20 protein-coding genes and 1 pseudogene are annotated in these 22,060 nt (G+C 66.5%); 13 read left to right on the top strand and 8 right to left on the bottom strand.

Features of this window, described 5'->3' with window-relative positions:
* Positions 1-54: 54 nt before the first annotated feature.
* Positions 55-900 carry a phosphoserine phosphatase SerB gene (gene serB, locus BTE28158_RS08595; RefSeq protein WP_059606921.1) on the bottom strand — a complete coding sequence of 282 codons (846 nt, stop codon included), beginning with the start codon at positions 898-900 and terminating at the stop codon, positions 55-57.
* 189 nt (positions 901-1,089) lie between these two features.
* Positions 1,090-2,031, bottom strand: a complete 942-nt coding sequence (locus tag BTE28158_RS08590) for a LysR family transcriptional regulator (RefSeq protein WP_124629403.1) — start codon at positions 2,029-2,031, stop codon at positions 1,090-1,092.
* 122 nt (positions 2,032-2,153) lie between these two features.
* Here BTE28158_RS08590 and BTE28158_RS08585 point away from each other — a divergent pair, with 122 nt between their 5' ends.
* The 3 genes and pseudogenes from BTE28158_RS08585 to BTE28158_RS08575 all read left to right on the top strand — a co-directional run bounded on the left by BTE28158_RS08585 (position 2,154) and on the right by BTE28158_RS08575 (position 4,695).
* Positions 2,154-3,170, top strand: a complete 1,017-nt coding sequence (locus tag BTE28158_RS08585) for a zinc-binding alcohol dehydrogenase family protein (RefSeq protein WP_059606918.1) — start codon at positions 2,154-2,156, stop codon at positions 3,168-3,170.
* A 249-nt stretch (positions 3,171-3,419) separates the two neighbouring features.
* Positions 3,420-3,971, top strand: a complete 552-nt coding sequence (locus tag BTE28158_RS08580) for a DUF6013 family protein (protein ID WP_124629404.1) — start codon at positions 3,420-3,422, stop codon at positions 3,969-3,971.
* A 250-nt stretch (positions 3,972-4,221) separates the two neighbouring features.
* Positions 4,222-4,695, top strand: a pseudogene (locus BTE28158_RS08575) (PliI family lysozyme inhibitor of I-type lysozyme).
* 42 nt (positions 4,696-4,737) lie between these two features.
* On the opposite strand, the gene BTE28158_RS08570 reads toward BTE28158_RS08575, so the two are convergent.
* Together BTE28158_RS08570 and BTE28158_RS08565 are read right to left on the bottom strand one after the other, a co-directional pair.
* Positions 4,738-5,541, bottom strand: a complete 804-nt coding sequence (locus BTE28158_RS08570; protein ID WP_059606916.1) for an ABC transporter permease — start codon at positions 5,539-5,541, stop codon at positions 4,738-4,740.
* Positions 5,538-6,239, bottom strand: coding sequence for an ABC transporter ATP-binding protein (locus tag BTE28158_RS08565; protein WP_151050561.1), 702 nt, complete (start codon positions 6,237-6,239; stop codon positions 5,538-5,540). The genes BTE28158_RS08570 and BTE28158_RS08565 overlap by 4 nt, the downstream gene beginning before the upstream one ends.
* A gap of 153 nt (positions 6,240-6,392) precedes the next feature.
* Here BTE28158_RS08565 and BTE28158_RS08560 point away from each other — a divergent pair, with 153 nt between their 5' ends.
* Positions 6,393-8,690, top strand: a complete 2,298-nt coding sequence (locus BTE28158_RS08560; protein WP_151050559.1) for an AsmA family protein — start codon at positions 6,393-6,395, stop codon at positions 8,688-8,690.
* 132 nt (positions 8,691-8,822) lie between these two features.
* Positions 8,823-10,415: an ABC-F family ATPase gene (locus BTE28158_RS08555; protein WP_059606912.1), complete on the top strand. Its 1,593-nt coding sequence runs from the start codon at positions 8,823-8,825 to the stop codon at positions 10,413-10,415.
* A 224-nt stretch (positions 10,416-10,639) separates the two neighbouring features.
* On the opposite strand, the gene BTE28158_RS08550 is transcribed toward BTE28158_RS08555, so the two are convergent.
* Entirely contained in the window at positions 10,640-11,686 is a 1,047-nt protein-coding gene (locus BTE28158_RS08550; RefSeq protein WP_124629408.1) for a zinc-dependent alcohol dehydrogenase family protein, read from the bottom strand.
* 133 nt (positions 11,687-11,819) lie between these two features.
* Between BTE28158_RS08550 and BTE28158_RS08545 the strand changes: the two genes are divergently transcribed.
* The gene (locus BTE28158_RS08545) at positions 11,820-12,284 is read left to right on the top strand and encodes an Lrp/AsnC family transcriptional regulator (RefSeq protein WP_151050557.1); all 465 of its coding nucleotides are present in this window, start codon (positions 11,820-11,822) and stop codon (positions 12,282-12,284) included.
* 34 nt (positions 12,285-12,318) lie between these two features.
* On the opposite strand, the gene BTE28158_RS08540 is transcribed toward BTE28158_RS08545, so the two are convergent.
* Entirely contained in the window at positions 12,319-12,684 is a 366-nt protein-coding gene (locus BTE28158_RS08540) for a hypothetical protein (RefSeq protein WP_059606906.1), read from the bottom strand.
* Positions 12,685-12,952: 268 nt separating this feature from the next.
* Between BTE28158_RS08540 and BTE28158_RS08535 the strand changes: the two genes are divergently transcribed.
* The 3 genes from BTE28158_RS08535 to BTE28158_RS08525 all read left to right on the top strand — a co-directional run bounded on the left by BTE28158_RS08535 (position 12,953) and on the right by BTE28158_RS08525 (position 16,417).
* On the top strand, positions 12,953-14,389 hold the full coding sequence (locus BTE28158_RS08535; protein ID WP_151051170.1) for an aldehyde dehydrogenase family protein: 1,437 nt from the start codon (positions 12,953-12,955) through the stop codon (positions 14,387-14,389).
* Positions 14,390-14,518: 129 nt separating this feature from the next.
* Positions 14,519-15,709: an NAD(P)H-dependent flavin oxidoreductase gene (locus BTE28158_RS08530; protein WP_059606903.1), complete on the top strand. Its 1,191-nt coding sequence runs from the start codon at positions 14,519-14,521 to the stop codon at positions 15,707-15,709.
* Positions 15,710-15,775: 66 nt separating this feature from the next.
* A complete protein-coding gene (locus BTE28158_RS08525; RefSeq protein WP_059606901.1) occupies positions 15,776-16,417 on the top strand; it encodes an OmpW/AlkL family protein in 642 nt (213 codons plus the stop codon).
* A gap of 74 nt (positions 16,418-16,491) precedes the next feature.
* Here BTE28158_RS08525 and BTE28158_RS08520 read toward each other — a convergent pair whose 3' ends face one another.
* On the bottom strand, positions 16,492-16,695 hold the full coding sequence (locus BTE28158_RS08520; RefSeq protein WP_027784516.1) for a DUF1289 domain-containing protein: 204 nt from the start codon (positions 16,693-16,695) through the stop codon (positions 16,492-16,494).
* 361 nt (positions 16,696-17,056) lie between these two features.
* Between BTE28158_RS08520 and BTE28158_RS08515 the strand changes: the two genes are divergently transcribed.
* From BTE28158_RS08515 to BTE28158_RS08500, 4 genes are all read left to right on the top strand, one after another.
* Positions 17,057-18,151, top strand: a complete 1,095-nt coding sequence (locus BTE28158_RS08515; protein ID WP_151051168.1) for a polyamine ABC transporter substrate-binding protein — start codon at positions 17,057-17,059, stop codon at positions 18,149-18,151.
* 86 nt (positions 18,152-18,237) lie between these two features.
* A complete protein-coding gene (locus tag BTE28158_RS08510) occupies positions 18,238-19,398 on the top strand; it encodes an ABC transporter ATP-binding protein (protein WP_151051166.1) in 1,161 nt (386 codons plus the stop codon).
* A complete protein-coding gene (locus tag BTE28158_RS08505) occupies positions 19,395-20,324 on the top strand; it encodes an ABC transporter permease subunit (protein ID WP_151051165.1) in 930 nt (309 codons plus the stop codon). The genes BTE28158_RS08510 and BTE28158_RS08505 overlap by 4 nt, the downstream gene beginning before the upstream one ends.
* A complete protein-coding gene (locus BTE28158_RS08500; protein WP_059606893.1) occupies positions 20,321-21,142 on the top strand; it encodes an ABC transporter permease subunit in 822 nt (273 codons plus the stop codon). Before BTE28158_RS08505 ends, BTE28158_RS08500 begins: the two co-directional genes overlap by 4 nt.
* Positions 21,143-21,238: 96 nt before the next feature.
* On the opposite strand, the gene BTE28158_RS08495 is transcribed toward BTE28158_RS08500, so the two are convergent.
* Positions 21,239-22,045 (bottom strand): sulfite exporter TauE/SafE family protein, encoded by an 807-nt coding sequence (locus BTE28158_RS08495; protein WP_124902393.1) that lies wholly within the window; start codon positions 22,043-22,045, stop codon positions 21,239-21,241.
* Positions 22,046-22,060: the final 15 nt, after the last annotated feature.

Here is a 22,060-nt window from a genome sequence, read left to right as displayed (position 1 = left end):
GCGATGCAACATCGCGCGGGCGTTTTTTCATGGGCGGTGCGCGCAGACCGGAAATCAGAACAGCCGCAGCAACCCGTCGAGACCCACGTGGTCGAATGCGACGGTGGCCGCGTCGCGCACGACGGGCTTTGCGTGGAACGCGACCGACAGCCCGGCTTCGGCCATCATCTTCAGATCGTTCGACCCGTCACCCATCGCGATCGCGCGGCGCGGCTCGAGGCCGAGCGATGCACAGGTATCGCGCAGCATGCGCGCCTTCACGTCCGCGTTGACGATCTCGCCGAGCACCTTGCCGGTCAGCTTGCCGTCGACGATCTCGAGCGTGTTGGCGTGCGCGTAGTCGAGGCCGAGGCGCGCCTTCAAGCGCTCGGTGAAGAACGTGAAGCCGCCCGACACGAGCAGCGTCTTCAGTCCCGCGGCCTTCACGCCGGCGAGCATCGTCTCCGCGCCCGGCGACAATTGCAGCCGTTCCTCGTACACGCGCTCGAGCGCCTGCGCATCGAGCCCCGCGAGCAGCGCGACGCGACGCGTGAGGCTTTCGTTGAAGTCGCGGATCTCGCCGCGCATCGATGCCTCGGTGATTTCCGCGACCTGCGTCTTCAGCCCGCAGAAATCGGCGATCTCGTCGATGCATTCGATCGTGATCAGCGTCGAATCCATGTCCATCACGACGAGCCCGAACTCGCCGAGCGTACGGCCGGCTTCGACGAAGCCGAAGTCGAGCGCGTGCGTGCCGCAGTACGCGTCGATGTCGAGCCGCTGCGCGGGGTTTGCGTTTTCGATACGCAACGCGTGATCGTCGGTCTGCACGATGCGGGTGCCGCGCGACAGCGCGAGCAGCGGTTTGTGATGCGCGTCCGACAACGGCGCGAGACTCTGGATGACGAGGTTGTGGGTCATGACGGAATGATTGGAAGCGAATGAAACGCGTGCGCGGCCGGCATGCGGCCGCCTGCGAACGCGGGCCCCGTCCGGCGTCGGGCCATCGCGTCGCGAACGCGCCATTGTAGCCGGTTGGTGTCCGGGCGCGACCGGATCGCCGCGGATGTCCGTCCGGCGCCGCCGCGAGCTCCGCTCACGGGATGGCGCCTATCGTTCGTCCGCGCGATCCCAGTAAGGCGGATCGCCGAAGTGTTCGGCCAGGAACGCGATGAACGCGAGCGTCTTGAGCGGCACGTGCGCGCGGCTCGGATAGACGGCCCAGATCGCGACGTCGTTCGCGAACGGGTAATCGTCGAGCACCGTGACGAGCGCGCCGCTCGCGAGCAGCGGGCCGACGTCCCAGGTCGACTTGATCGCGATGCCGAAGCCGTCGACGAGCGCTTCGCGGATCGCCTCGCCGTTGCTCGCGACGAGCCGGCCGCCGACCCGCACGGTGAGCGGGCCTTGCGGCGTGACGAACGACCAGTCGCGCTGGTCGCCGAGGATCACGCATTCGTGCTGCGCGAGATCGGCCGGATGGCGCGGCGTCCCGTGTTCGGCGAGATACGCGGGCGAGCAGCACAGCACGCGCCGGTTCGCGGCGAGCTTGCGCGCGACCAGCGTCGAGTCCTTCAGCGCGCCGAGGCGGATCGCGACGTCGTAGCCGTCGTCGACGAGGTCGACGATCTCGTCGGATAGCCGCAGGTCGAGCGACACGGACGGGTAGCGGCGCAGGAATGCGGGAATCACGGGCGCGACGTGCTGGCGGCCGAACGACGACGACATCGACACCTTCAGCCGTCCGTACGGCTCGCTGCGGCCGTGGCCGACCGACGCGCGCGCGGCGTCGGCCGCCGACAGCAGCGCCTCGGCGCGGGCCATGAAGACTTCGCCGTCCTGCGTGAGGCTGATGCGGCGCGTGGTGCGATGCAACAACCGCGCGCCGAGCTGGCGCTCCAGCTGCGCGATGCGCGCGCTTGCGACCGCGGCCGACACGCCGAACTCGCGTCCGGCCGCGCTCACGTTCGCGAGCAGCGCCGCACGCACGAACAGGCCGACGTCGAGCAGGTCGAGCGGCTTGTCGGGGGCTGGAATCGGATCGGACGTCATTATTCTGAAATTCCTGAAAATGTTTCAGGAAATATAACGGTTTTCTCGAATGATCGGGCCGCCTACGATGACATGCATGGGCTGCGCCGCAGCCCGCCCGATTTCCCTGAAGGAGTTTCGTGATGAAAGCTGTTGGACTGACCCGCTATCTGCCGATCGACGACCCGCAGGCGCTCGTCGACGTGGAACTGCCGCAACCCGTGCCGGGCCCGCGCGACCTGCTGGTGAAGGTCGAGGCGATCTCCGTGAACCCGGTCGACACCAAGGTGCGCGCGCCGAAGCCGCAGGTCGAGGAGACCCCGCGCGTGCTCGGCTGGGACGCGGCCGGCACGGTCGTCGCGGTCGGTGCCGAGGTGACGATGTTCCGGCCCGGCGACGAGGTGTTCTACGCGGGCAGCATCACGCGCCCCGGCGCGAACAGCGCATTCCACACGGTCGACGAGCGGATCGCGGCGATCAAGCCGCGCTCGCTCGATTTCGCGGCGTCGGCTGCGTTGCCGCTCACCGCGCTGACCGCGTGGGAGGCGCTGTTCGACCGGCTGCGCGTGTCGCCGCAGGGCGCGGACGCAGGCAAGTCGGTGCTGATCATCGGCGGTGCGGGCGGGGTGGGTTCGATCGCGATCCAGCTTGCGAAGACGCTCGGCAAGCTGCACGTGATCGCGACCGCGTCGCGGCCGGCGTCGGCCGAATGGGTGCGCTCGCTCGGCGCGGACGACGTGGTCGACCATTTCGGCGACTTGCCTGCGCAACTGCGCGAGATCGGTCATGCGAACGTCGACTACGTGCTGATCTTCAACGACACGGATCGTCATTTCCCTGCCGCGGCGGAAGTAATCCGGCCGCAGGGCGGCATTTGCACGATCGTCGAGAACGAGAAGCCGATTCCCGTCGAGCTGCTGAAGGCGAAGAGCGCCGCGTTTCACTGGGAGTTCATGTTCACGCGCGCGATGTTCGAGACGCCGGACATGATCGAGCAGCACAAGATCCTGAGCGAGGTGGCGAGGCTCGTCGACGGCGGCACGCTGCGTACGACGCTCGGCGAGCAGCTCGGCACGATCAACGCCGCGAACCTGCGGCGCGCGCACCAACTGCTCGAGGCCGGGCGCGCGATCGGCAAGCTGGTGCTGAGCGGCTTCTGAGTGCCCCCGAACCTGTCGCTTTGCGCCGGGCGCCCGAAGGGACTTCCTTCGGGGCGGAAGACGCGAGGCGGCCCGGCGTTTTCTTGAGCGCCGGCATCGCACGTACGGGATACGGCTTCGCGAACGCAAGCGGGGTAACACCCGATGCGTTTGCGGCGCATTGCATGCCGCTTGGCGGTAGACTGGCAACGCATCATGCATCGAAAACCGCGCGGCACGCGCGTGCCGCCGCATTACAAGGAGGTCAGCATGAGCCAACGCAGCTTGTCAGTCGCCGCATCGTGGTCTGCCGTGTTCGCGGCGGCGTGCGTCAGCGCGAGCGTTTTCGCGGCGCCGCCTGTCAAGGGCAGCCTGAAGGGCGGCGGGACGGGGCAGCTCGAATACACCGTCAAGGTCGACTCGAAGACCTTCGGCAATACGCAGGAGACCCGCAAGATCCGCTCGGGCGAAACGGATGACTTCAACTGGAAGTCGGTGCCGCCGGGCGGCGCGGTCGCGATGCCCGACGGTTGCCCGAACGCCGACAATCTGCCGCGCGACGCGAACGGCGCGATGGTGCGCCAGACCCAGGTGCGGCTCGCGCCGTCGGTCGACGCGAAGGGGGTCGCGAACGTGCAGATGAGCTTCCAGGCCGCCGCGCCGAAAGGCACGCGCAACGTGAGTGCGGGCGGCAAGTCGCTGCAGTGCCCGGACGTCGTGTCGGTGAGCCAGGTCAAGTGGGTGTCGATTTCGACCAATGGCGGGTCGAAGTCCGTCACGATGAGCGACGGCACGAAGGTGACGGTGTCGATCAAGCACTGAGCGGGGCGCGCGGCCGGTGAGGCGTCCGGTGCGCGCGCAACCATCGCGATGCGCATCCGGGCGATCCGGGGAGGGTCGCGCGTGACGGTTTGTGGCGCGTGGCTTCGGGCCTTCCCGTTGAGCGATGTTCGACTTCGTCGCGCCCGGCACGCGCCGGTGGCGCGGCCATTCGCGCGGCGGCGTGCGTGACGTCATGCGGATGTCACGCTATCCTTCCGGCATCCTCCATCTTCCCCCGAACGACATTTCGATGAAACATTGCATGCGCGTGCTGCTGTCGGCGGCTGCGTTCGTCGCTGTCCATGCGCAGGCAGCCGACGATTGCAGCTTCGTGAAGAAAGTCGAGCTGCCGTCGCGATAGCAGTCCGCCGTCGTGTCGAGCGGCGCGCTCGAACCGTGCTCGACCGGCAGTTATGCGGTGCGCGTGTATTCGACCGCGCATGCCGCACCCGGCTTCGATACGGACGACTACGTGACCGGCGTGCTGCATGCGCGTGACGGCACCGTCGCCGATGCATTCACGGCGGACCTCGGCGCGCGTGCGCCGCAGGCGCTCGTCGTTACGACGCGCTCGGCCGGCAGCGGCGGTTACGTCGGTGCGCAGGCCTATGTGACGACGCCGCGCGCGGTTCGGCTCGTCGCATCGGTCGACGGGCTGGCACCCGACGCCGACGTCACGGCCGCGTTGCGCCGGGCCATCGGCAAACGCCGCGCTGCCCGCTGACCGCATGCCACGCGGATGCCGCGTATGTCGCGGCGCCGCGGGTCAATGCACGCGTTCCTCGAGCCGCGATGCAAGAAACCGGTGATCGGCCGAGAACAACCGGCGATACGTCATCAGCACCGCGCCAACGGTGCCGAGCGCGGACGCCGCGGCGATCAGGAACATGATGACGATCTGATAGCGCACGGCCTGCAGCGGCGACTGGCCGGCCAGCACCTGGCCCGTCATCATCCCCGGCAGGCTCACGACGCCGACGACGGCCATCTGGTTGAGCGTCGGCAGCATGCCCGCGCGCACGGCCTGGCGCGCGGCGTCCTGCGCGGCTTCCCAGCGTGTCGCACCGAGCGCCAGTGCCGTCTCGACGCGGTCGCGTCGCGCGGTCAGTTCCTCCATCATCCGTTCGACGCCGAGCGACACGCCCGTGAGCGTATTTCCGAGGATCATCCCGAGGATCGGGATCGCATATTGCGGCGTGTACCACGGATGAATGCGGATCACGACGAACAGGCCGACCGCCGCGACGAACCAGCTGCTGAACCAGATCGACGCGATGCTGTCGACACGCTGTCCGCGATACGTGTGCTTGCCGCGGCCGGCGCCCGCGAAGCCTGCGATCAGCGTCATCAACGCGGTGAGCGGCAGCACGACGGTCCAGTGCGGATGACCGAACACCCAGCCGAGCACGTAACCGATCGCCAGCAACTGCACGACGGTGCGCACGGCGGCGAGCGCGAGCTTGCGCCCGAGGCCCAGCGACAGCGCGGCCGAGATCGCGCCGTTGACCGCGACGAGCGCGGCGGCGATCCCGACGTCGACGAGGCTCAGGTCCTGCAGTGCGGGGCTCATTGCTGCGCCTCCATCGCGTTCGCGGCGTGCAGCACGCCGGCCTGCATCACGAGCCGCATCGTGCCGATCCGGGCGGCTTGCGCCGGATCGTGCGAGATCCACATGTAGGCACGTGCATCGGGTGCCGCGTCGAACCAGGCGCCGACAAGCGCTTCGATCGCGCGCGTCGAGTCGGGGTCGAGCGCGGACGTCGGCTCGTCGAGCAACAGCACGTCGGGGTCGAGCTGCAGCACGCGCAGAAGCGCGGCGATCTGCGCTTCGCCGCCCGACAGTTCGCTCGCCCGCTTGTCGAGAAAATCGGCGCCGCGACCGGCGCGTGCGGCGAGCGCTTCGGCGCGTGCGCGGTCGAACGTCACGTCGCGGTAGATCGCGAGTGAATACGGGTAGCGCAATTGCGCTTCGACGGTCCCGTCCATCTGCGCGGGCCGCTGGCGCACGTAGGCAATGCTGCGCCGGTAGCGCGGAATCGCGCCGCGCCTGATCCGCGTGCCGCGCCACAGGATATGACCGCCGTCGAGCGGGTCGAGCAACGCGAGCGCGCGCAGCAGCACGCTCTTGCCGGAGCCCGACGGTCCCGTGATAGCAATTCGCGATCCCGCGGCGAGGCTGAAGTCGGTCGGCGCGAGCAGTGTCTTGCCGCTGCTGGCGTCGCGGCGCGTGATGTGCTGCGCATCGATGAGGCCGTTTGGGGCTGTCATGTCACAAATGAAAAAAAGCGTTAATGGCGCCGAAGCGTTGCTGCGGCGTGCGCCATAATACCGATTGAAAAGCCGCCGGTGTCGTGCTCCGTTCACTCACGCAAGTTGGCCCGACATTGTGCGCAAACTCTGCAGAACAACAACGGAACCGCCATGACGCTAGCACGAGCCATCGGCAAATCGGCTGCATGGATCGTCGGTATCGTCGCATTGGTCATTGCGGCGGCCGGCATCTTCATCTTCACGTTCGACTGGAACCACGCGAAACCGTGGGTCAACGAACATGTGAGTACCGCACTTGGCCGCCCGTTCGCGATCAATGGCGATCTCAAGGTCGGCTGGCGCCGCCCCGACGGCGAAACCGGCTGGCGCGCATGGGTGCCCTGGCCGAGTTTCTCCGCCACGCAACTCGAGATCGGCAACCCGGACTGGGCGAAGGGGCCCAAGTTCGTCACGCTCGATGCCGCGCATTTCGATCTCGCGATTCTTCCGCTCCTCGCGCACGAAATCGTCATTCCGTCGATCGATGTCGTCAATCCCGCAGTCGACCTCGAGCGGCTCGCCGACGGCCGCAATACGTGGACCTTCCAGTTCAAGCAATCGTCGCAGCCGTCGCCGTGGAAGGTGCGGCTCGACAGCTTCGGTTTCGCGAAGGGCGTCGTCACGTATCGCGATGCGATCACGAAGGCCGATCTCACGGTCGCGATCGATACGCTCGGCCAGCCGATTCCGCTCGGCGACGTGCTGAAGGAGCAGGAGCAAACGTCGCGCGCGGCGTCGGCGCAACGCGTCGGCAAGAGCGGTGCCGCGCGACTGAGCGCGACGGCGAGTGCCGAGGCAGCGTCGGGTGCGTCGGCGGCGCAAGGCGCGAGCGGGGCGTCCGCCGTCGCGGCGTCGGGTGCGTCCGCTGCCGCTCCGGCTACTTCGGTTTCCTCCGCATCCACGGCCGTGCCGGCATCCGGCGCGAGCGTGGCGTCCGCTGCGTCGGGTGCCGCTGCCGCCGCGAAGCCGGCCGGCCCGACGTATGCGTTCGGGCTCAAGGTCGACGGCCGGTACAAGAACGTGCCGATCAGCGGCACCGGCAAGGTGGGCGGCGTGCTGGCGATCGAGAAGACGACGCAGCCGTTCCCGCTGCAGGCCGACGTGAAGGCCGGCGACACGCGGCTGGCGATCGTCGGCACGCTGACCGACCCGATGCATCTCGCGGCACTTGACCTGCGTCTGTGGCTGCAGGGCACGTCGATGTCGCACCTCTACCAGATCACGGGCATCACGCTGCCGGACACGCCGCCGTATGCGACCGAGGGCCGCCTGATCGGCAACATCAAGCAGCACGCGAGCACGTTCCGCTACGAGAATTTCAACGGCCGCGTCGGCGGCAGCGATCTCCGCGGCACGCTCACCTGGGCGCAGCGCGAACCGCGGCCGAAGCTGTCGGGCGAACTCGTGTCGAACCTGCTGCAGTTCTCCGACCTCGCACCGGTGATCGGTGCCGACTCGGCCGCGAGCAAGGCCAAGCGCGGCGACACGACGCGCCAGCCGCCGGACCGCGTGCTGCCGGTCGCGACGTTCCGCACCGAGCGCTGGAGCGCGATCGACGCGGACGTGAAGTTCACCGGGCGCAAGCTGATCAAGAGCCCGCAACTGCCGATCACCGACCTGTACACGCACATCCTGCTGCAGGACGGCGTGCTGTCGCTCGAACCGCTGCAGTTCGGCGTCGCGGGCGGCACGCTCGCGACGAACGCGCAACTCGACGGCAGCCGCACGCCGCTCAAGGGCCGCTTTACGCTGGCCGCGCGTCACCTGCGGCTGAAGCAGTTGTTCCCGACGCAGAAGGTGATGCAGACCGCGTTCGGCGAAATCAACGGCGACGCGTCGCTGTCGGCGACCGGCAACTCACCGGCCGCGCTCGCGGCGACGTCGACCGGCGAAGTGAAGGCGCTCATCACGGATGGCCGCATCAGCCTGCTGCTGATGGAGGCGGCGGGGCTGAACGTCGCGAACGTCGTCTACGAGAAGCTGTTCGGCACCCGCGACGTGAACATCAATTGCGCGGCGATCGACTTCGTCGCGAACGACGGCATGCTCGACCCGAAGGTGTTCGCGCTCGATACGGACGACGCGCTGATCAACGTCGACGGCCCGGTCAACCTGCGCGACGAATCGATCGACCTGAAGATCCATCCGCATACGAAGGGTTTCCGGGTCTTCTCGTTGCGTTCGCCGTTGTACGCGAAGGGCACGTTCAAGAATCCGAAGGTCGGCGTCGACGCCGGCGCGCTTGCGCTGCGCGCCGGCGCGATGGTCGGACTGGGCCTGATCAATCCGTTCGCGGCGCTGATTCCGCTGATCGCGCCGAGCAATAACCGCGACGTGCCGTGCTCGGAGCTGTTCGGGCAGATGAAGGCCAAGGCGGCGCAGAAGGCGGCGGTGAAGGCCGGCAAGTGATGGTGTCCGAGGCAGGGCCGGTGCCGCGCGTGGCGGCCCGGCTGGCGGGGCCGGAACAGGGCGGTCGGCAGTTTCTCCGACACCTGCTAAAATACACGGTTTTCCGTCGATTTCTCTCTTACGGGACCTGCCGTGCTTTCTACTGCCAACATCACGATGCAATTCGGGCCGAAGCCCTTGTTCGAGAATATCTCGGTCAAATTCGGCGAGGGCAACCGCTATGGTCTGATCGGCGCGAACGGCTGCGGCAAGTCGACCTTCATGAAGATCCTGGGCGGCGACCTCGAGCCGAGCGCCGGCAACGTCGCGCTGGAGCCGAACGTGCGCCTGGGCAAGCTGCGCCAGGACCAGTTCGCGTATGAAAACGTGCGCGTGCTCGACGTCGTGATGATGGGCCACACCGAGATGTGGGCTGCGATGACCGAGCGCGACGCGATCTACGCGAACCCGGAAGCCACCGACGACGACTACATGCACGCGGCCGAACTCGAAGGCAAGTTCGCCGAATACGGCGGCTACGACGCCGAGGCACGCGCGGGTGCGCTGCTGCTCGGCATCGGCATCGAGGAGAAGTTCCACAACGGCACGATGGCCGACGTCGCGCCGGGCTGGAAGCTGCGCGTGCTGCTCGCGCAGGCGCTGTTCTCGAAGCCGGACGTGCTGCTGCTCGACGAACCGACCAACAACCTGGACATCAACTCGATCCGTTGGCTCGAGCACACGCTCAACGAGTACAACTCGACGATGATCATCATCTCGCACGATCGTCACTTCCTGAACTCGGTGTGCACGCACATGGCCGACATGGACTACGGCACGCTGAAGGTCTGGCCGGGCAACTACGACGACTACATGCTCGCATCGGCACAGGCGCGCGAGCGCCAGGCCGCGGCGAACGCGCGTGCGAAGGAGCGCGTGGCCGAGCTGCAGGACTTCGTGCGCCGCTTCTCGGCGAACAAGTCGAAGGCCCGCCAGGCGACGAGCCGCGCGAAGCAGATCGACAAGATCAAGATCGAGGAATTCAAGCCGTCGTCGCGTCAGAACCCGTTCATCCGTTTCGAGTTCGAGAAGAAGCTGCACAACGTCGCGGTGGTTGCCGAAGACATCACGAAGAAGTACGAGCGCACGATTTTCCAGAACTTCAACCTGTCGGTGCAGCCGGGCGAGCGCATCGCGATCATCGGCGAGAACGGCGCGGGCAAGACGACGCTGCTGCGTTCGCTGCTTGGCGCGCTCGAGCTCGATCACGGCACGGTGAAGTGGTCCGAGAACGCGAATGTCGGCTACATGCCGCAGGACACGTACGAGGAGTTCCCGAACGACATCACGCTGATGGACTGGATCGACCAGTACCGCAAGGACGGCGACGACGAAACGATGGTGCGCGGCACGCTGGGCCGCCTGCTGTTCTCGTCGGACGACATCAAGAAGTCGGTGAAGGTGCTGTCGGGCGGCGAGAAGGGCCGCATGATCTGGGGCAAGCTGATGCTCGGCCGCCACAACGTGCTGCTGATGGACGAGCCGACCAACCACATGGACATGGAGTCGATCGAGTCGCTGCAGATCGCGCTCGAGCAGTTCGAAGGCACGCTGATCTTCGTTTCGCACGACCGCGAATTCGTGAGCGGGCTGGCGAACCGGATCATCGAAGTGCGTACGGACGGGACGCTGTTCGACTTCGGCGGGAATTACGAGGAGTTCCTGACGAGTCAGGGGCAGGAGTAATCGCCCGGGCAGCGATGCCCGACCTGATGTACTGGAAGCCCGCCAGGTGCAAGCCTGGCGGGCTTTTTCTTGTCGGGGCAAGCGCTCGCGGCCACGGTCGCCGGTTGCGGTCCTGCATCCGCAGCTTGGCGGCGACGACGACCCGGGAAGCGGCACGTGCGGGGCGCCGGAGCAGGCCGCCGGAACAGGCCACCACCACCGCCCGCTCGGTCAGCCCTGCGCCGTCAGCCCGAAAAATCCGTTACGACCGTCACACCGGCGCCTTCGAACCGGTTCATGTTCATCAGCGCATCAATCGATTGGCCCAGACTGATTTCCTTGCCGATCAACCGGTTCGGCGCGAGCGTGCCGGCATGCACCATGTCGAGCATCGCGTCGTAACGATGCGCCTGCATCCCGTGGCTGCCGAGAATCTCCAGTTCGTGCGCGATGACTTTGCTCATCGGCACGGCCGGCGTTGCATGCTCGCCGAGCATCAGCCCGACCTGCACATGCTTGCCGCGGCGGCGCAGATTGCTGATCGAGTTGAAGCAGGTGCTCGGATGGCCGAGCGCATCGAGCGACACGTGGGCGCCGCCGCGCGTGATCTCCTTCACCGCATCGACGACGTCGGCGACTTGCGACGCATTGACGGTCGCCGCTGCGCCGACCGATCGCGCGAGCGCGAGCGCCTGGTCCGAAATGTCGATCGCGACGACGTTCGCACCGATCGCATTCGCGATCATGATCGCCGACAGGCCGACGCCCCCGCAGCCGTGCACGGCCACCCACTGGCCGGCCGACGTGCGCCCCTGGTCGACCACCGCACGAAATGACGTCACGAAGCGGCATCCGAGGCTCGCCGCGGTCGGGAAATCGAGCGCGTCGGGCAGCCGCACGAGGTTGAGGTCCGCATGATGGATGCCGACGAACTGGGCGAACGAGCCCCAGTGCGTGAAGCCGGGCTGAAACTGTTGTTCGCATACCTGCTGATTGCCGGAGTGGCATTCCGGGCAGTGCCCGCAGCCGCCGACGAACGGCACCGTGACGCGGTCGCCGGCCTTCCAGCGCGTGACCGCCGCGCCCGCCGCGACCACGACGCCGGCAAGTTCGTGCCCCGGCACATGCGGCAGCACAATGTCCGGGTCGTGCCCCATCCAGCCGTGCCAGTCGCTGCGGCACACGCCGGTCGCCTTTACTTCGATCACGACGCCGTCGGGCGCCGGCGTCGGATCGTCGACATTCATCAACCGCGGCGCCGCGCCGAACGCTTCATAAACGACTGCTTTCACTATCTCCTCCTGGATCGAATGAGTCTTTCAATATAGCCGGAGGAATGCGGATTTATCTTTCATTTTGCGATTGAGATACGGGTAATCTTGAGATAGCCTTGCGCTGATCGCGGGAATGCCGGAAGGAGCTTTCATGGAACCACTGGACAAGATCGATCGCGGCATCCTCGACATGCTTCAGCAGGACGGGCGCGTGTCGAATGCGCGGCTCGCCGAGGCGTTCTCGCTGAGCGAGACGTCCTGCTGGCGCCGGCTCCGGCGGCTGGAGGAAGCGGGGTTGATCGCGGGCTATCACGCGCGGCTCGACCGCCGCAAGCTCGGGCTCGGCGTGATGGCGTTCGTGCAGATCGTCTGCACGCAGCACAGCGAGGAGGTGACGGCCGAGTTCGAGCGCCTGATCCAGGCGAGCCCCAACGTGCTTGCATGCGACAACACGACCGGCGAAGCGGATTTCCTGCTGCAGGTGGTGGCGGCCGACCTCGACGACTACAGTCATTTCGTCGAAAGGGTGCTGCGCAGATTGCCGGGCGTGCTGAGCATCCGCTCGAACCTGTCGTTGCGGCAGTTGAAGTCGACGCAGCGGCTGCCGATAGCGTGATGGCGCAAGCCGGCGCTCGCGCATGCGCGAGCGGTCAGTCGGCCAGCCGCTTGTCGGCGAGCGCCTTGCAGCAGTCTTCGTACACCCATTGCACGAGTTTCGCCCGGTAGTCGAGATCGTCGGTATCGACGATTTCCTCGACCGCGTCGCGCGCCCACGATGCGTCGACGAAGTCGGCGTGCCGCTTTGCGATGTCCTGCGCCAGCGCGGCCAGCTTCGCGATCGCGAGCCAGTCGGACTGCCGGTGGTGGCGGTCGAGCCAGCGATGCGCGGCCTGCACCTGGAACGATGCATCCGGCCAGGTTTCGTTCAGGTAAAACGCGCCGAGATTGCCGCAGGTGAGCCAGCACAGCAGCTCCAGGCGATCTTGCGAGCCGAGGATATGGGGTGCGTCGGTCATGGCAGCGCTCACGAAGGCATCGATTCCGGGTGGCGCGGCCCGCAGCAGCCGGCGCCGATAGTAAAAACATAGCACGATGCGGGGCACGAGGTGGGGCCTCGTGGCGCGCCGGCGTGGCGCGGATGCCGCGGTTGCGGGAAGCGGGCGTCCGGCGCCCGTTCGCCGGCGTCCGCGCGGGCCGTTCCGCGGCGCCTGGGGTCCCGTCAGGCGTCGTCGCGCAGCCGCGCCGCACTCGTTAGAATGGCCGTTTTCCGGGAGACAGGAAGCGATGAAAATCTACGATCAGTTCTATATCGACGGCGCATGGCGCAAGCCGGCCGGAACGGGCACGATCGACGTGATCGACTCGGGCACCGAGGCCGTGATCGGCCGGATCGCCGAGGGCGTGGCGTCGGACGCGCAGGACGCGATCCGTGCGGCGCGCGCGGCGTTCGACGCATGGGCCGCGACGCCGCCCGCGACGCGCGCGGGCTACCTGCGCAAGATCGTCGAGCGTCTGCAGGCGCGCAGTGAGGAGCTCGCGCAGTCGATCACCGGTGAAGTCGGCATGCCGATCAAGCTGTCGCGCGCGATCCAGGTCGGTGGTCCGATCTACAACTGGAAGGCATACGCGAAGCTCGCCGAATCGTTCGAATTCGAGGCGACGCTCGGCAACTCGCGGGTGGTGCGCGAGCCGGTCGGCGTCGTCGCGGCGATCACGCCGTGGAACTACCCGCTCAACCAGATCACGCTGAAGGTCGCGCCGGCGCTCGCGGCCGGCTGCACGGTCGTCCTGAAGCCATCCGAAGTCGCGCCGCTCAACGCGTTCATGCTTGCCGAAGCGATTCACGAAGCGGGCCTGCCGCCGGGTGTGTTCAATCTCGTGTGCGGTTATGGCCCGGTCGTCGGCGAGGTGCTGGCGACCGATCCGGACGTCGACATGGTGTCGTTCACGGGTTCGACCCGTGCCGGCAAGCGCGTGGCCGAACTCGCGGCCGCGAGCGTGAAGCGCGTCGCGCTCGAACTGGGCGGCAAGTCGGCGTCGGTGATCCTCGACGATGCCGACTTCGCGGCGGCAGTGAAGGGCACGGTCAACGCGTGCTACCTGAACGCGGGCCAGACCTGTTCGGCACATACGCGGATGCTGGTGCCCGAGGCGCGCTACGACGAGGCGCGCGCGATCGCGAAGGCGGCAGCCGAAGCGTACGTCGCGGGCGACCCGCGTCAGGAAACGACGCGTCTCGGCGCACTCGCATCGGCCGTGCAGCAGCAGCGCGTGCAGGCCTACATCCAGCGCGGAATCGACGACGGCGCGGAACTCGTGACCGGCGGCACGGGCCTGCCGGAAGGGCTCGCGAAGGGCTTCTTCGTGAAGCCGACGGTGTTCGGCCGCGTCGATCCGAAATCGGCGATCGCGCAGGAAGAGATCTTCGGACCGGTGCTGTCGATCATCACGTATCGCGACGAAGAAGAGGCCGTGCGCATCGCGAACGATTCGCCGTATGGGCTCGGCGGCGCGGTGTGGGCGGGCAGCGACGAACGTGCGATGCGCGTCGCGCGCCGCATCCGCACGGGGCAGGTCGACATCAACGGCGGCACGTGGAACGGCGTCGCGCCGTTCGGCGGCTACAAGCAGTCGGGATACGGCCGCGAAAACGGCGTATACGGGCTCGAAGAGTATCTCGAGTACAAGTCGATGCAGCTCAAGCCGGCGAATCCGGCCTGAGCGTTTTACGCCGCATGACCCGGAACGGCACGCTCGCGTGCCGTTTTTTTATTGACGGCCGTCAAGGTGCGTGCCGGTGGATCCGTCGATCATCGCGTTTCCGATTTCCGATGTTTCGACGAGGTTCAGATGACCGCACGCACTTCCTTCCCGCCGCTCACGATTCGCGGCCGCACCTTGCTGCCCGTGGTGCAGGGCGGCATGGGCGTCGGCATCTCCGCGCACCGCCTCGCGGGCAGCGTCGCGCGCGAAGGCGCGCTCGGCACGATCGCGAGCATCGACCTGCGTCACCACCATGCAGACTTGCTCGCGCGCTGTCGCGCGAATCCCGATCGTGCGACGCTGGAGGCCGCGAACCTCGAAGCGCTGGCGCGCGAGATTCGCCTCGCGAAGACCTACAGCGAAGGACGCGGGATGATCGCGGTCAACGTGATGAAGGCAGTGAGCGCGCACGCGGAATACGTGCGCGTCGCGTGCGACGAAGGCGCGGACGCGATCGTGATGGGCGCCGGCCTGCCGCTCGATCTGCCCGATCTCACGCAGGGTCATGACATCGCGCTGATCCCGATCCTGTCGGACAGCCGCGGGATCGCGCTGGTGCTGAAGAAGTGGATGAAGAAGGGGCGGCTGCCCGATGCGATCGTGATCGAGCATCCCGCGCATGCGGGCGGCCACCTCGGCGTCACGCAGATCGACGACATGCACGATGCGCGCTTCGATTTCGCGCGCGTGCTCGACGAGACCGCGCAGGTGATGGCGTCGCTCGGCCTCGCGCGCGACACGATCCCGCTGATCGTCGCGGGCGGGATCAACAGTCACGACACGGTACGAGCGGCGCTCGCGGCCGGCGCGAACGGCGTGCAGGTGGGAACGCCGTTCGCAGTGACGGAAGAGGGCGATGCGCATCCGAACTTCAAGCGCGTGCTGGCCGATGCACTGCCCGAGGACATCGTCGAATTCGTCAGCGTGACGGGGCTCCCTGCGCGCGCTGTGAAGACCCCCTGGCTCGATCGTTACCTGCGCAACGAAACGCGCATTCGCGACAAGCTCGGCGCGTTCAAGCAGCGCTGCCCGACCGCGCTCGAGTGCCTGAGCGTCTGCGGGCTGCGCGACGGCATCGAAAAGTTCGGCCATTTCTGCATCGACACGCGGCTCGCGGCCGCGTTGCGCGGCGACGTCGCAAACGGCCTGTTCTTCCGCGGCCGCGAAGCGCTGCCGTTCGGCAGTGCGATCCGCAGCGTGCGCGATCTGCTCGACCTGCTGCTGACGGGCCGTGCGGCGGAGCCTGCGACAAACCGTCCAGTGTTTACGCTGGCTTGACGGATATCAAGGCGACGCAAAGACCCTACAGGGAGAATGGAATAAATTCCTCAAGGGGTCCGTACCATGCATAAAACGATTCGAACATGCGTCACCGCTGCCGCCGTGGCGGCAAGCCTCGTCATGATGCCCTCGCTGTCGCACGCGGCGTCGGCGGGAGACGGGATCAACCAGGGTGACGTCCTGGTCCGGTTGCGCGCGATCAGCATCCAGCCGAACGAGCGCGCGAGCGATACGCTCGGCGCGATCAACACCGGCGTGAACAACGCGATCGTGCCGGAGCTCGACTTCACCTACATGATCCGGGACTACCTGGGCGTGGAGCTGATCCTCGCCACGTCGCGGCACCAGATGACGTCGAGCCTCGGCAATCTCGGCGGTGTGGGCGTGCTGCCGCCGACGCTGTTGCTGCAGTACCACTTCAACCATGCCGGCAAGGTGCGTCCGTACGTCGGCGCGGGCCTGAACTACACGTACTTCTACAACAACGGGCTCAACGTCGGCGGGGAGGGCGTGTCGATCAACAAGAGCAGCTTCGGTCCCGCGCTGCAGTTCGGCGTCGACGTGCAGTTGACGAAGAAGGTGTTCATGAACGTCGACGTGAAGAAGATCTGGATGAGCACCGATGCGACGCTCGGCGACAAGGGCATCGGCACGTTGCACATCGATCCGCTGATCGTCGGCGTGGGCGTCGGCATGAAGTTCTAGACGCAAGCGAAAAGAACAGAGTTGGGGTTGGCGGCATGGCAGTCGGCATGCCGCTCTTTTTTTGTGCGGCGGATTTACAGCTTGTCGTACTGGAAGCGCATCGCGGTGCCTTCGCGCGTGATGCGCTCCCACACCGCGCGCTTCTCGTCGTCGCTCAGGAACACCCAGTTCGACACCTCGCCGGCCGTGCGGCCGCAGCCCTTGCAGACTTCGTCGAAGAGGGTCGAGCACACGCCGATGCAGGGGCTGTCGGGCAGGTCGTGGAGATTGGAGGCCATCGGAAGGGTTCGCGCGTTGAATCGTCAGGGCGTCATTTTAATGCATCGGGTGACGCGGCCCGGCCGCGATGCCGATGGCGCGACGCACCACCCGTCGGGACAGTTTCGCGGCCGCCTTCTTTTCCTGATGGACAGACGCCGATTACCCGATAGAATTCCCCCGGAATGCCCCGCTGCGCGGGCCGCCCGAGTGGCCGGCGGCGGGAATCTGTTCCGTTTGCGCGACACCGGCATGATTTTTTTGTGACGGAGCGCGAATGGTGGTAGCGTTCGGGGTTTTCGAGGGGCGGCGTGCCAGAATGCGCCGCCATGACGAGGCAGACGGCAGCCGGACACGAGGTCCGGCCGGAGGGAGAACGGGATGAAAGCAAAGGTAGTGGGCCGGTTCGCAGCGCTTGCGCTGTGCGTGGGTGCATCAGCGGCGGCGGCGAAGGATACGCAGCTCAATGTCTATAACTGGTCCGATTACATTGCGAAGGACACGATCCCGAACTTCGAGAAGCAGACGGGCGTCAAGGTTCGCTACGACAACTACGACAGCGACGACACGCTGCAGGCGAAGCTGCTGACGGGCAGCTCGGGCTACGACATCGTCGTGCCGACCAGCAACTACGCGGGCAAGCAGATCGCCGCCGGCATCTTCACGCCGCTCGACAAGTCGAAGCTGCCGAACCTGAAGTACCTCGATCCGCAACTGATGGCGCTCGTCGCCGGCGCGGACCCGGGCAACAAGTATTCGGTGCCTTGGGCGTACGGCACGACCGGCCTCGCGTACAACCTGACGAAGGCGCAGCAGGCGCTCGGCAAGGTTCCGCTCGACAACTGGGACATCCTGTTCAAGCCGGAAAACCTCTCGAAGCTGAAGACCTGCGGCGTGTCGGTGCTCGACGCTCCGGACCAGATGTTCGCGGCGGCGCTGCACTACATCGGCAAGGATCCGATGAGCACGAACCCGGCCGACTACAAGGCCGCGATGGACGTGCTGAAGAAGATCCGCCCGTACATCACGCAATTCAACTCATCCGGCTACATCAACGACCTGGTCGGCGGCGACATCTGCTTCGCGTTCGGCTGGTCGGGCGACGTCGTGATCGCGAAGCATCGCGCGATAGAGGCGAAGAAGCCGTACAAGGTCGAGTACTACATTCCGAAGGGCGGCGCCCCGGTGTGGTTCGACGTGATGGCGATCCCGAAGGACGCGAAGAACAAGGACGCCGCGCTGCAGTGGATCAACTACATCGAGGATCCGAAGGTGCACGCGGCGATCACGAACGCCGTGTACTACCCGAGCGCGAACGCCGAGGCACGCAAGTACGTGCGGCCGGACGTCGCGAACGACCCGGCCGTCTACCCGCCGGCCGACGTCGTGAAGACGCTGTTCCTGCTCAAGCCGCTGCCGCCTGAAATCCAGCGTCTGCAGACGCGTCTGTGGACCGAGCTGAAATCGGGCCGCTGAAGCGAGCCGGAGCAGGCCAGCAGTCATGAAGCCCCTGGTGTCCCCGGGGGCTTTGTTCGTCAAACGCAGGAGAGAAGCAGCACATCATGAATAGCCAGTCGGGTGCGCCGGTCGCGGGCGTGCCGTCCTTCGTTCCTTCGTCCGGCGCCAATGCGCGCGCCGAGAACTTTGTCCAGATCGTCGACGTCGTCAAGAAATTCGGCGAGACCGAAGTGGTGCGCAACGTGAACCTGACGGTGCGCCAGGGCGAGCTGTTCGCGCTGCTCGGCAGCTCGGGTTCCGGCAAGTCGACGCTGCTGCGCATGCTCGCGGGCCTCGAGACGGTCACATCGGGCAAGATCCTGATCGACGGCGAGGACCTCGCGCAGATGCCGCCGTACAAGCGGCCCGTGAACATGATGTTCCAGTCGTATGCGCTGTTCCCGCACATGTCGGTCGAATCGAACGTCGCATACGGCCTGAAGCAGGAAGGCACGCCGAAGGCGGAACTGAAGGAGCGCGTCGCGGCGGCGCTCGAGCTCGTGCAGATGAGCAAGTACGCGAAGCGCAAGCCGCACCAGCTGTCGGGCGGCCAGCAGCAGCGCGTCGCGCTCGCGCGTTCGCTCGTCAAGCGCCCGAAGGTGCTGCTGCTCGACGAGCCGATGTCGGCGCTCGACAAGCAGATCCGCCAGCGCACGCAGATCGAGCTCGTCAACATCCTGAACAAGGTCGGCGTCACCTGCATCATGGTCACGCACGACCAGGAAGAGGCGATGACGATGGCGAACCGGCTCGCCGTGATGAGCGAAGGGCAGATCGTGCAGATCGGCTCGCCGAACGAAGTCTACGAATATCCGAACAGCCGCTTCTCGGCCGAGTTCATCGGCTCGACCAACCTGTTCGAAGGCGTCACCGTCGAGGACGAACCCGACCACGTGTACATCGAATCGCCGGAGCTGCCGAGCCGGCTGTACGTGAGCCACGGGATCTCGGGCCCGCTCGGGATGCCGGTCACGGTGTCGGTGCGTCCCGAGCGGATCGCGCTCACGCGCAAGCCGCCCGAAGGCGCGTTCAACTGGGCGCGCGGCAAGATCACCAACGTCGCGTACATGGGCGGCTATTCGCTGTATCACGTGAAGCTCGATGCGGGCAAGACGGTGATCGCGAACGTGTCGAGCCTCGCGATCACCGAGCTCGACACACCGGCGCTCGGCGACGAGATCTACGTGCGCTGGAGCGCGACCGCGGGCGTGGTGCTGACGTCATGAGCGCGCTCAAGTCCCTGCTCGCGTGGCCCGTGCGGCGCTTCAACCTGACCGGTGGCTCTGCGGTCGTCGCGGGGCCGTACACGTGGCTCGTGCTGTTCTTCCTCGTGCCGTTCGTGCTGGTCGTGAAGATCAGCTTCGCGGAGCTGCAGCTCGGCATTCCGCCGTATACGGAACTCGCATCGTACGCGGACGGCGTGGTGCACATCGCGCTGAACCTGTCGCACTATGCTTTCCTGCTCACCGACAGCCTGTATTTCGCGACCTACGTGAATTCGGTGCTGGTCGCGGCGGTCACGACGCTGCTGTGCCTGCTGATCGGCTATCCGATGGCGTACTACATCGCGCGTTCGAACCCGGCGACCCGCAACCTGCTGATGATGGGCGTGATGCTGCCGTTCTGGACGTCGTTCCTGATCCGCGTGTACGCATGGATCGGGATCCTGAAGAACAACGGGCTGCTGAACAACTTCCTGATGTGGATCGGCCTGACCCATACGCCGATCGAGCTGTACCGCACGAACTACGCGGTGTACATCGGGATGGTGTATTCGTACCTGCCGTTCCTCGTGATGCCGCTCTACGCGCACCTCGTGAAGATGGACCTGCGCCTGCTCGAAGCCGCGTACGACCTTGGAGCCAAGCCGTGGAAGGCGTTCGTGCAGATCACGCTGCCGCTGTCGAAAAACGGGATCATCGCGGGCTGCCTGCTGGTGTTCATTCCGGCGGTCGGCGAGTACGTGATTCCGGAACTGCTCGGCGGCGCGAACACGCTGATGATCGGCCGCGTGATGTGGAATGAATTCTTCAATAATGCAGACTGGCCGATGGCGTCGGCCGTGACCTGCGCGATGGTGCTGCTGCTGCTCGTGCCGATGGCGATGTTCCAGCACTTCCAGGCGAAGGAGCAGGAGGGCCGCCGTCGATGAAGCCGAATCGTTACCTGCAGTTCGCGGCGCTGTTCGCCGGCTTCGCGTTCCTCTACATCCCGATCATCAGCCTGATCGTCTATTCGTTCAACGAGTCGAAGCTCGTCACCGTGTGGTCGGGTTTCTCGTTCCGCTGGTACTCGGCGCTCGTCGAGGACGACGAACTGCTGACGGCGGCATGGCTGTCGCTGAAGATCGGCGTGCTGACCGCGTTCGCGTCGGTGTTCATCGGCACGTGGGCCGGCTTCGTGCTCGCGCGGATGGGGCGCTTTCGCGGCTTCGCGCTGTTCAGCGGGATGATCAACGCACCGCTGGTGATTCCGGAGGTGATCCAGGGGATCTCGCTGCTGCTGCTGTTCATCGAACTGGCGAAGTGGATCGGCTGGCCGGCCGAGCGCGGTGTGTTCACGATCTGGCTGGGCCACGTGATGCTGTGCATTTCGTACGTCGCGATCATCGTGCAGTCGCGCGTGCGCGAACTGAACCCGTCGCTCGAGGAAGCCGCGCTCGATCTGGGCGCGACGCCGCTGAAGGTGTTCTTCACGATCACGCTGCCGCTGATCTCGCAGGCGCTGATCGCGGGTTGGCTGCTCTCGTTTACGCTGTCGATCGACGACCTCGTGCTGTCGGCGTTCCTGTCGGGCCCCGGCTCGACGACGCTGCCGCTCGTCGTGTTCTCGCGCGTGCGCCTCGGCCTGAACCCGGAGATGAACGCGCTCGCGACGCTGTTCATCGTCGCGGTGACGGCCGGTGTGGTGATCGCGAACTTCGTGATGCTGCGCCAGGAGCGCAAGCGGACGGCCGCATTCGCGACCTGACGTCATCACGCACAGGTTGCCGACGCAACGAAAAACGCCCGGTGCCGACGACGAGTCGGGCCGGGCGTTTTGCTTCGGGGTGTGCGCCGCGGTGGCTTATGCGCCGAACGCCGCCTTCGCGAGCAGCCCGAGCGCGACGCAGACGAGCACGGCAGCGAAGCCGGCCTGCACATGCCGCGCGGACAGGTGCCGGGAGGCATTGCGCCCGATCGCCATGCCAATCGCGGTCGCGACCGTGAACCACAGCATCATGTCGAGCGGTGCGCGCGTGCCCGACACGAGCGTCGCGAGCACGCCGCCGGTGCCGACCAGCGCGATCACCATCAGCGACGTCGCGACTACGCCGTGCATCGACACGTTCGTGAACTTGCGCAGCATCGGCACGATCACGAAGCCGCCACCGACACCGAGCAAGCCCGTCATCAGCCCCGTCACCGCGCCGGTCGACGCAAGCGCGAGCCCGACCGGCCAGGACCACACGAGCCGGCCCGTATCGGGATTCACGCGGCCGACGCACAACCGCGACTCATCCGCGTCGCCGGGCGCGTGGCGCAGTGCCTGCCGCAGCAGGCGGCCCGCGACGATCAGCATCGTCAGCGCGAACAACGCCAGCAGCACGCGTTGCGGCAGCACGTGCGCAAGCTTCACGCCGAGCGTCGTGAGCGGCACGCCCGCTACGGCCATCAACAGCGCCGCGCGATAGCGCACGAGCCCGCGACGAAACCCTTCGAGCGCGCCGAGCGCGGCGCTGCCCGCGACAGCGACGAGCGCGACGGGCGTGGCCTGCTGCATCGGCCAGCCCATCCCGACGACGAGCGCGGGCACCGCGAGAATGCCGCCGCCTGCGCCGGTGAGGCCCAGCACGGCGCCGACGAGACTGCCGAGTACGAGGGAAATCAGCATGGTGTCATCGGGTTC

The organism is Burkholderia diffusa, from assembly GCF_902499115.1.
Classification (GTDB): domain Bacteria; phylum Pseudomonadota; class Gammaproteobacteria; order Burkholderiales; family Burkholderiaceae; genus Burkholderia; species Burkholderia diffusa.
This window is presented reverse-complemented; position numbering and strand designations above follow the sequence as displayed.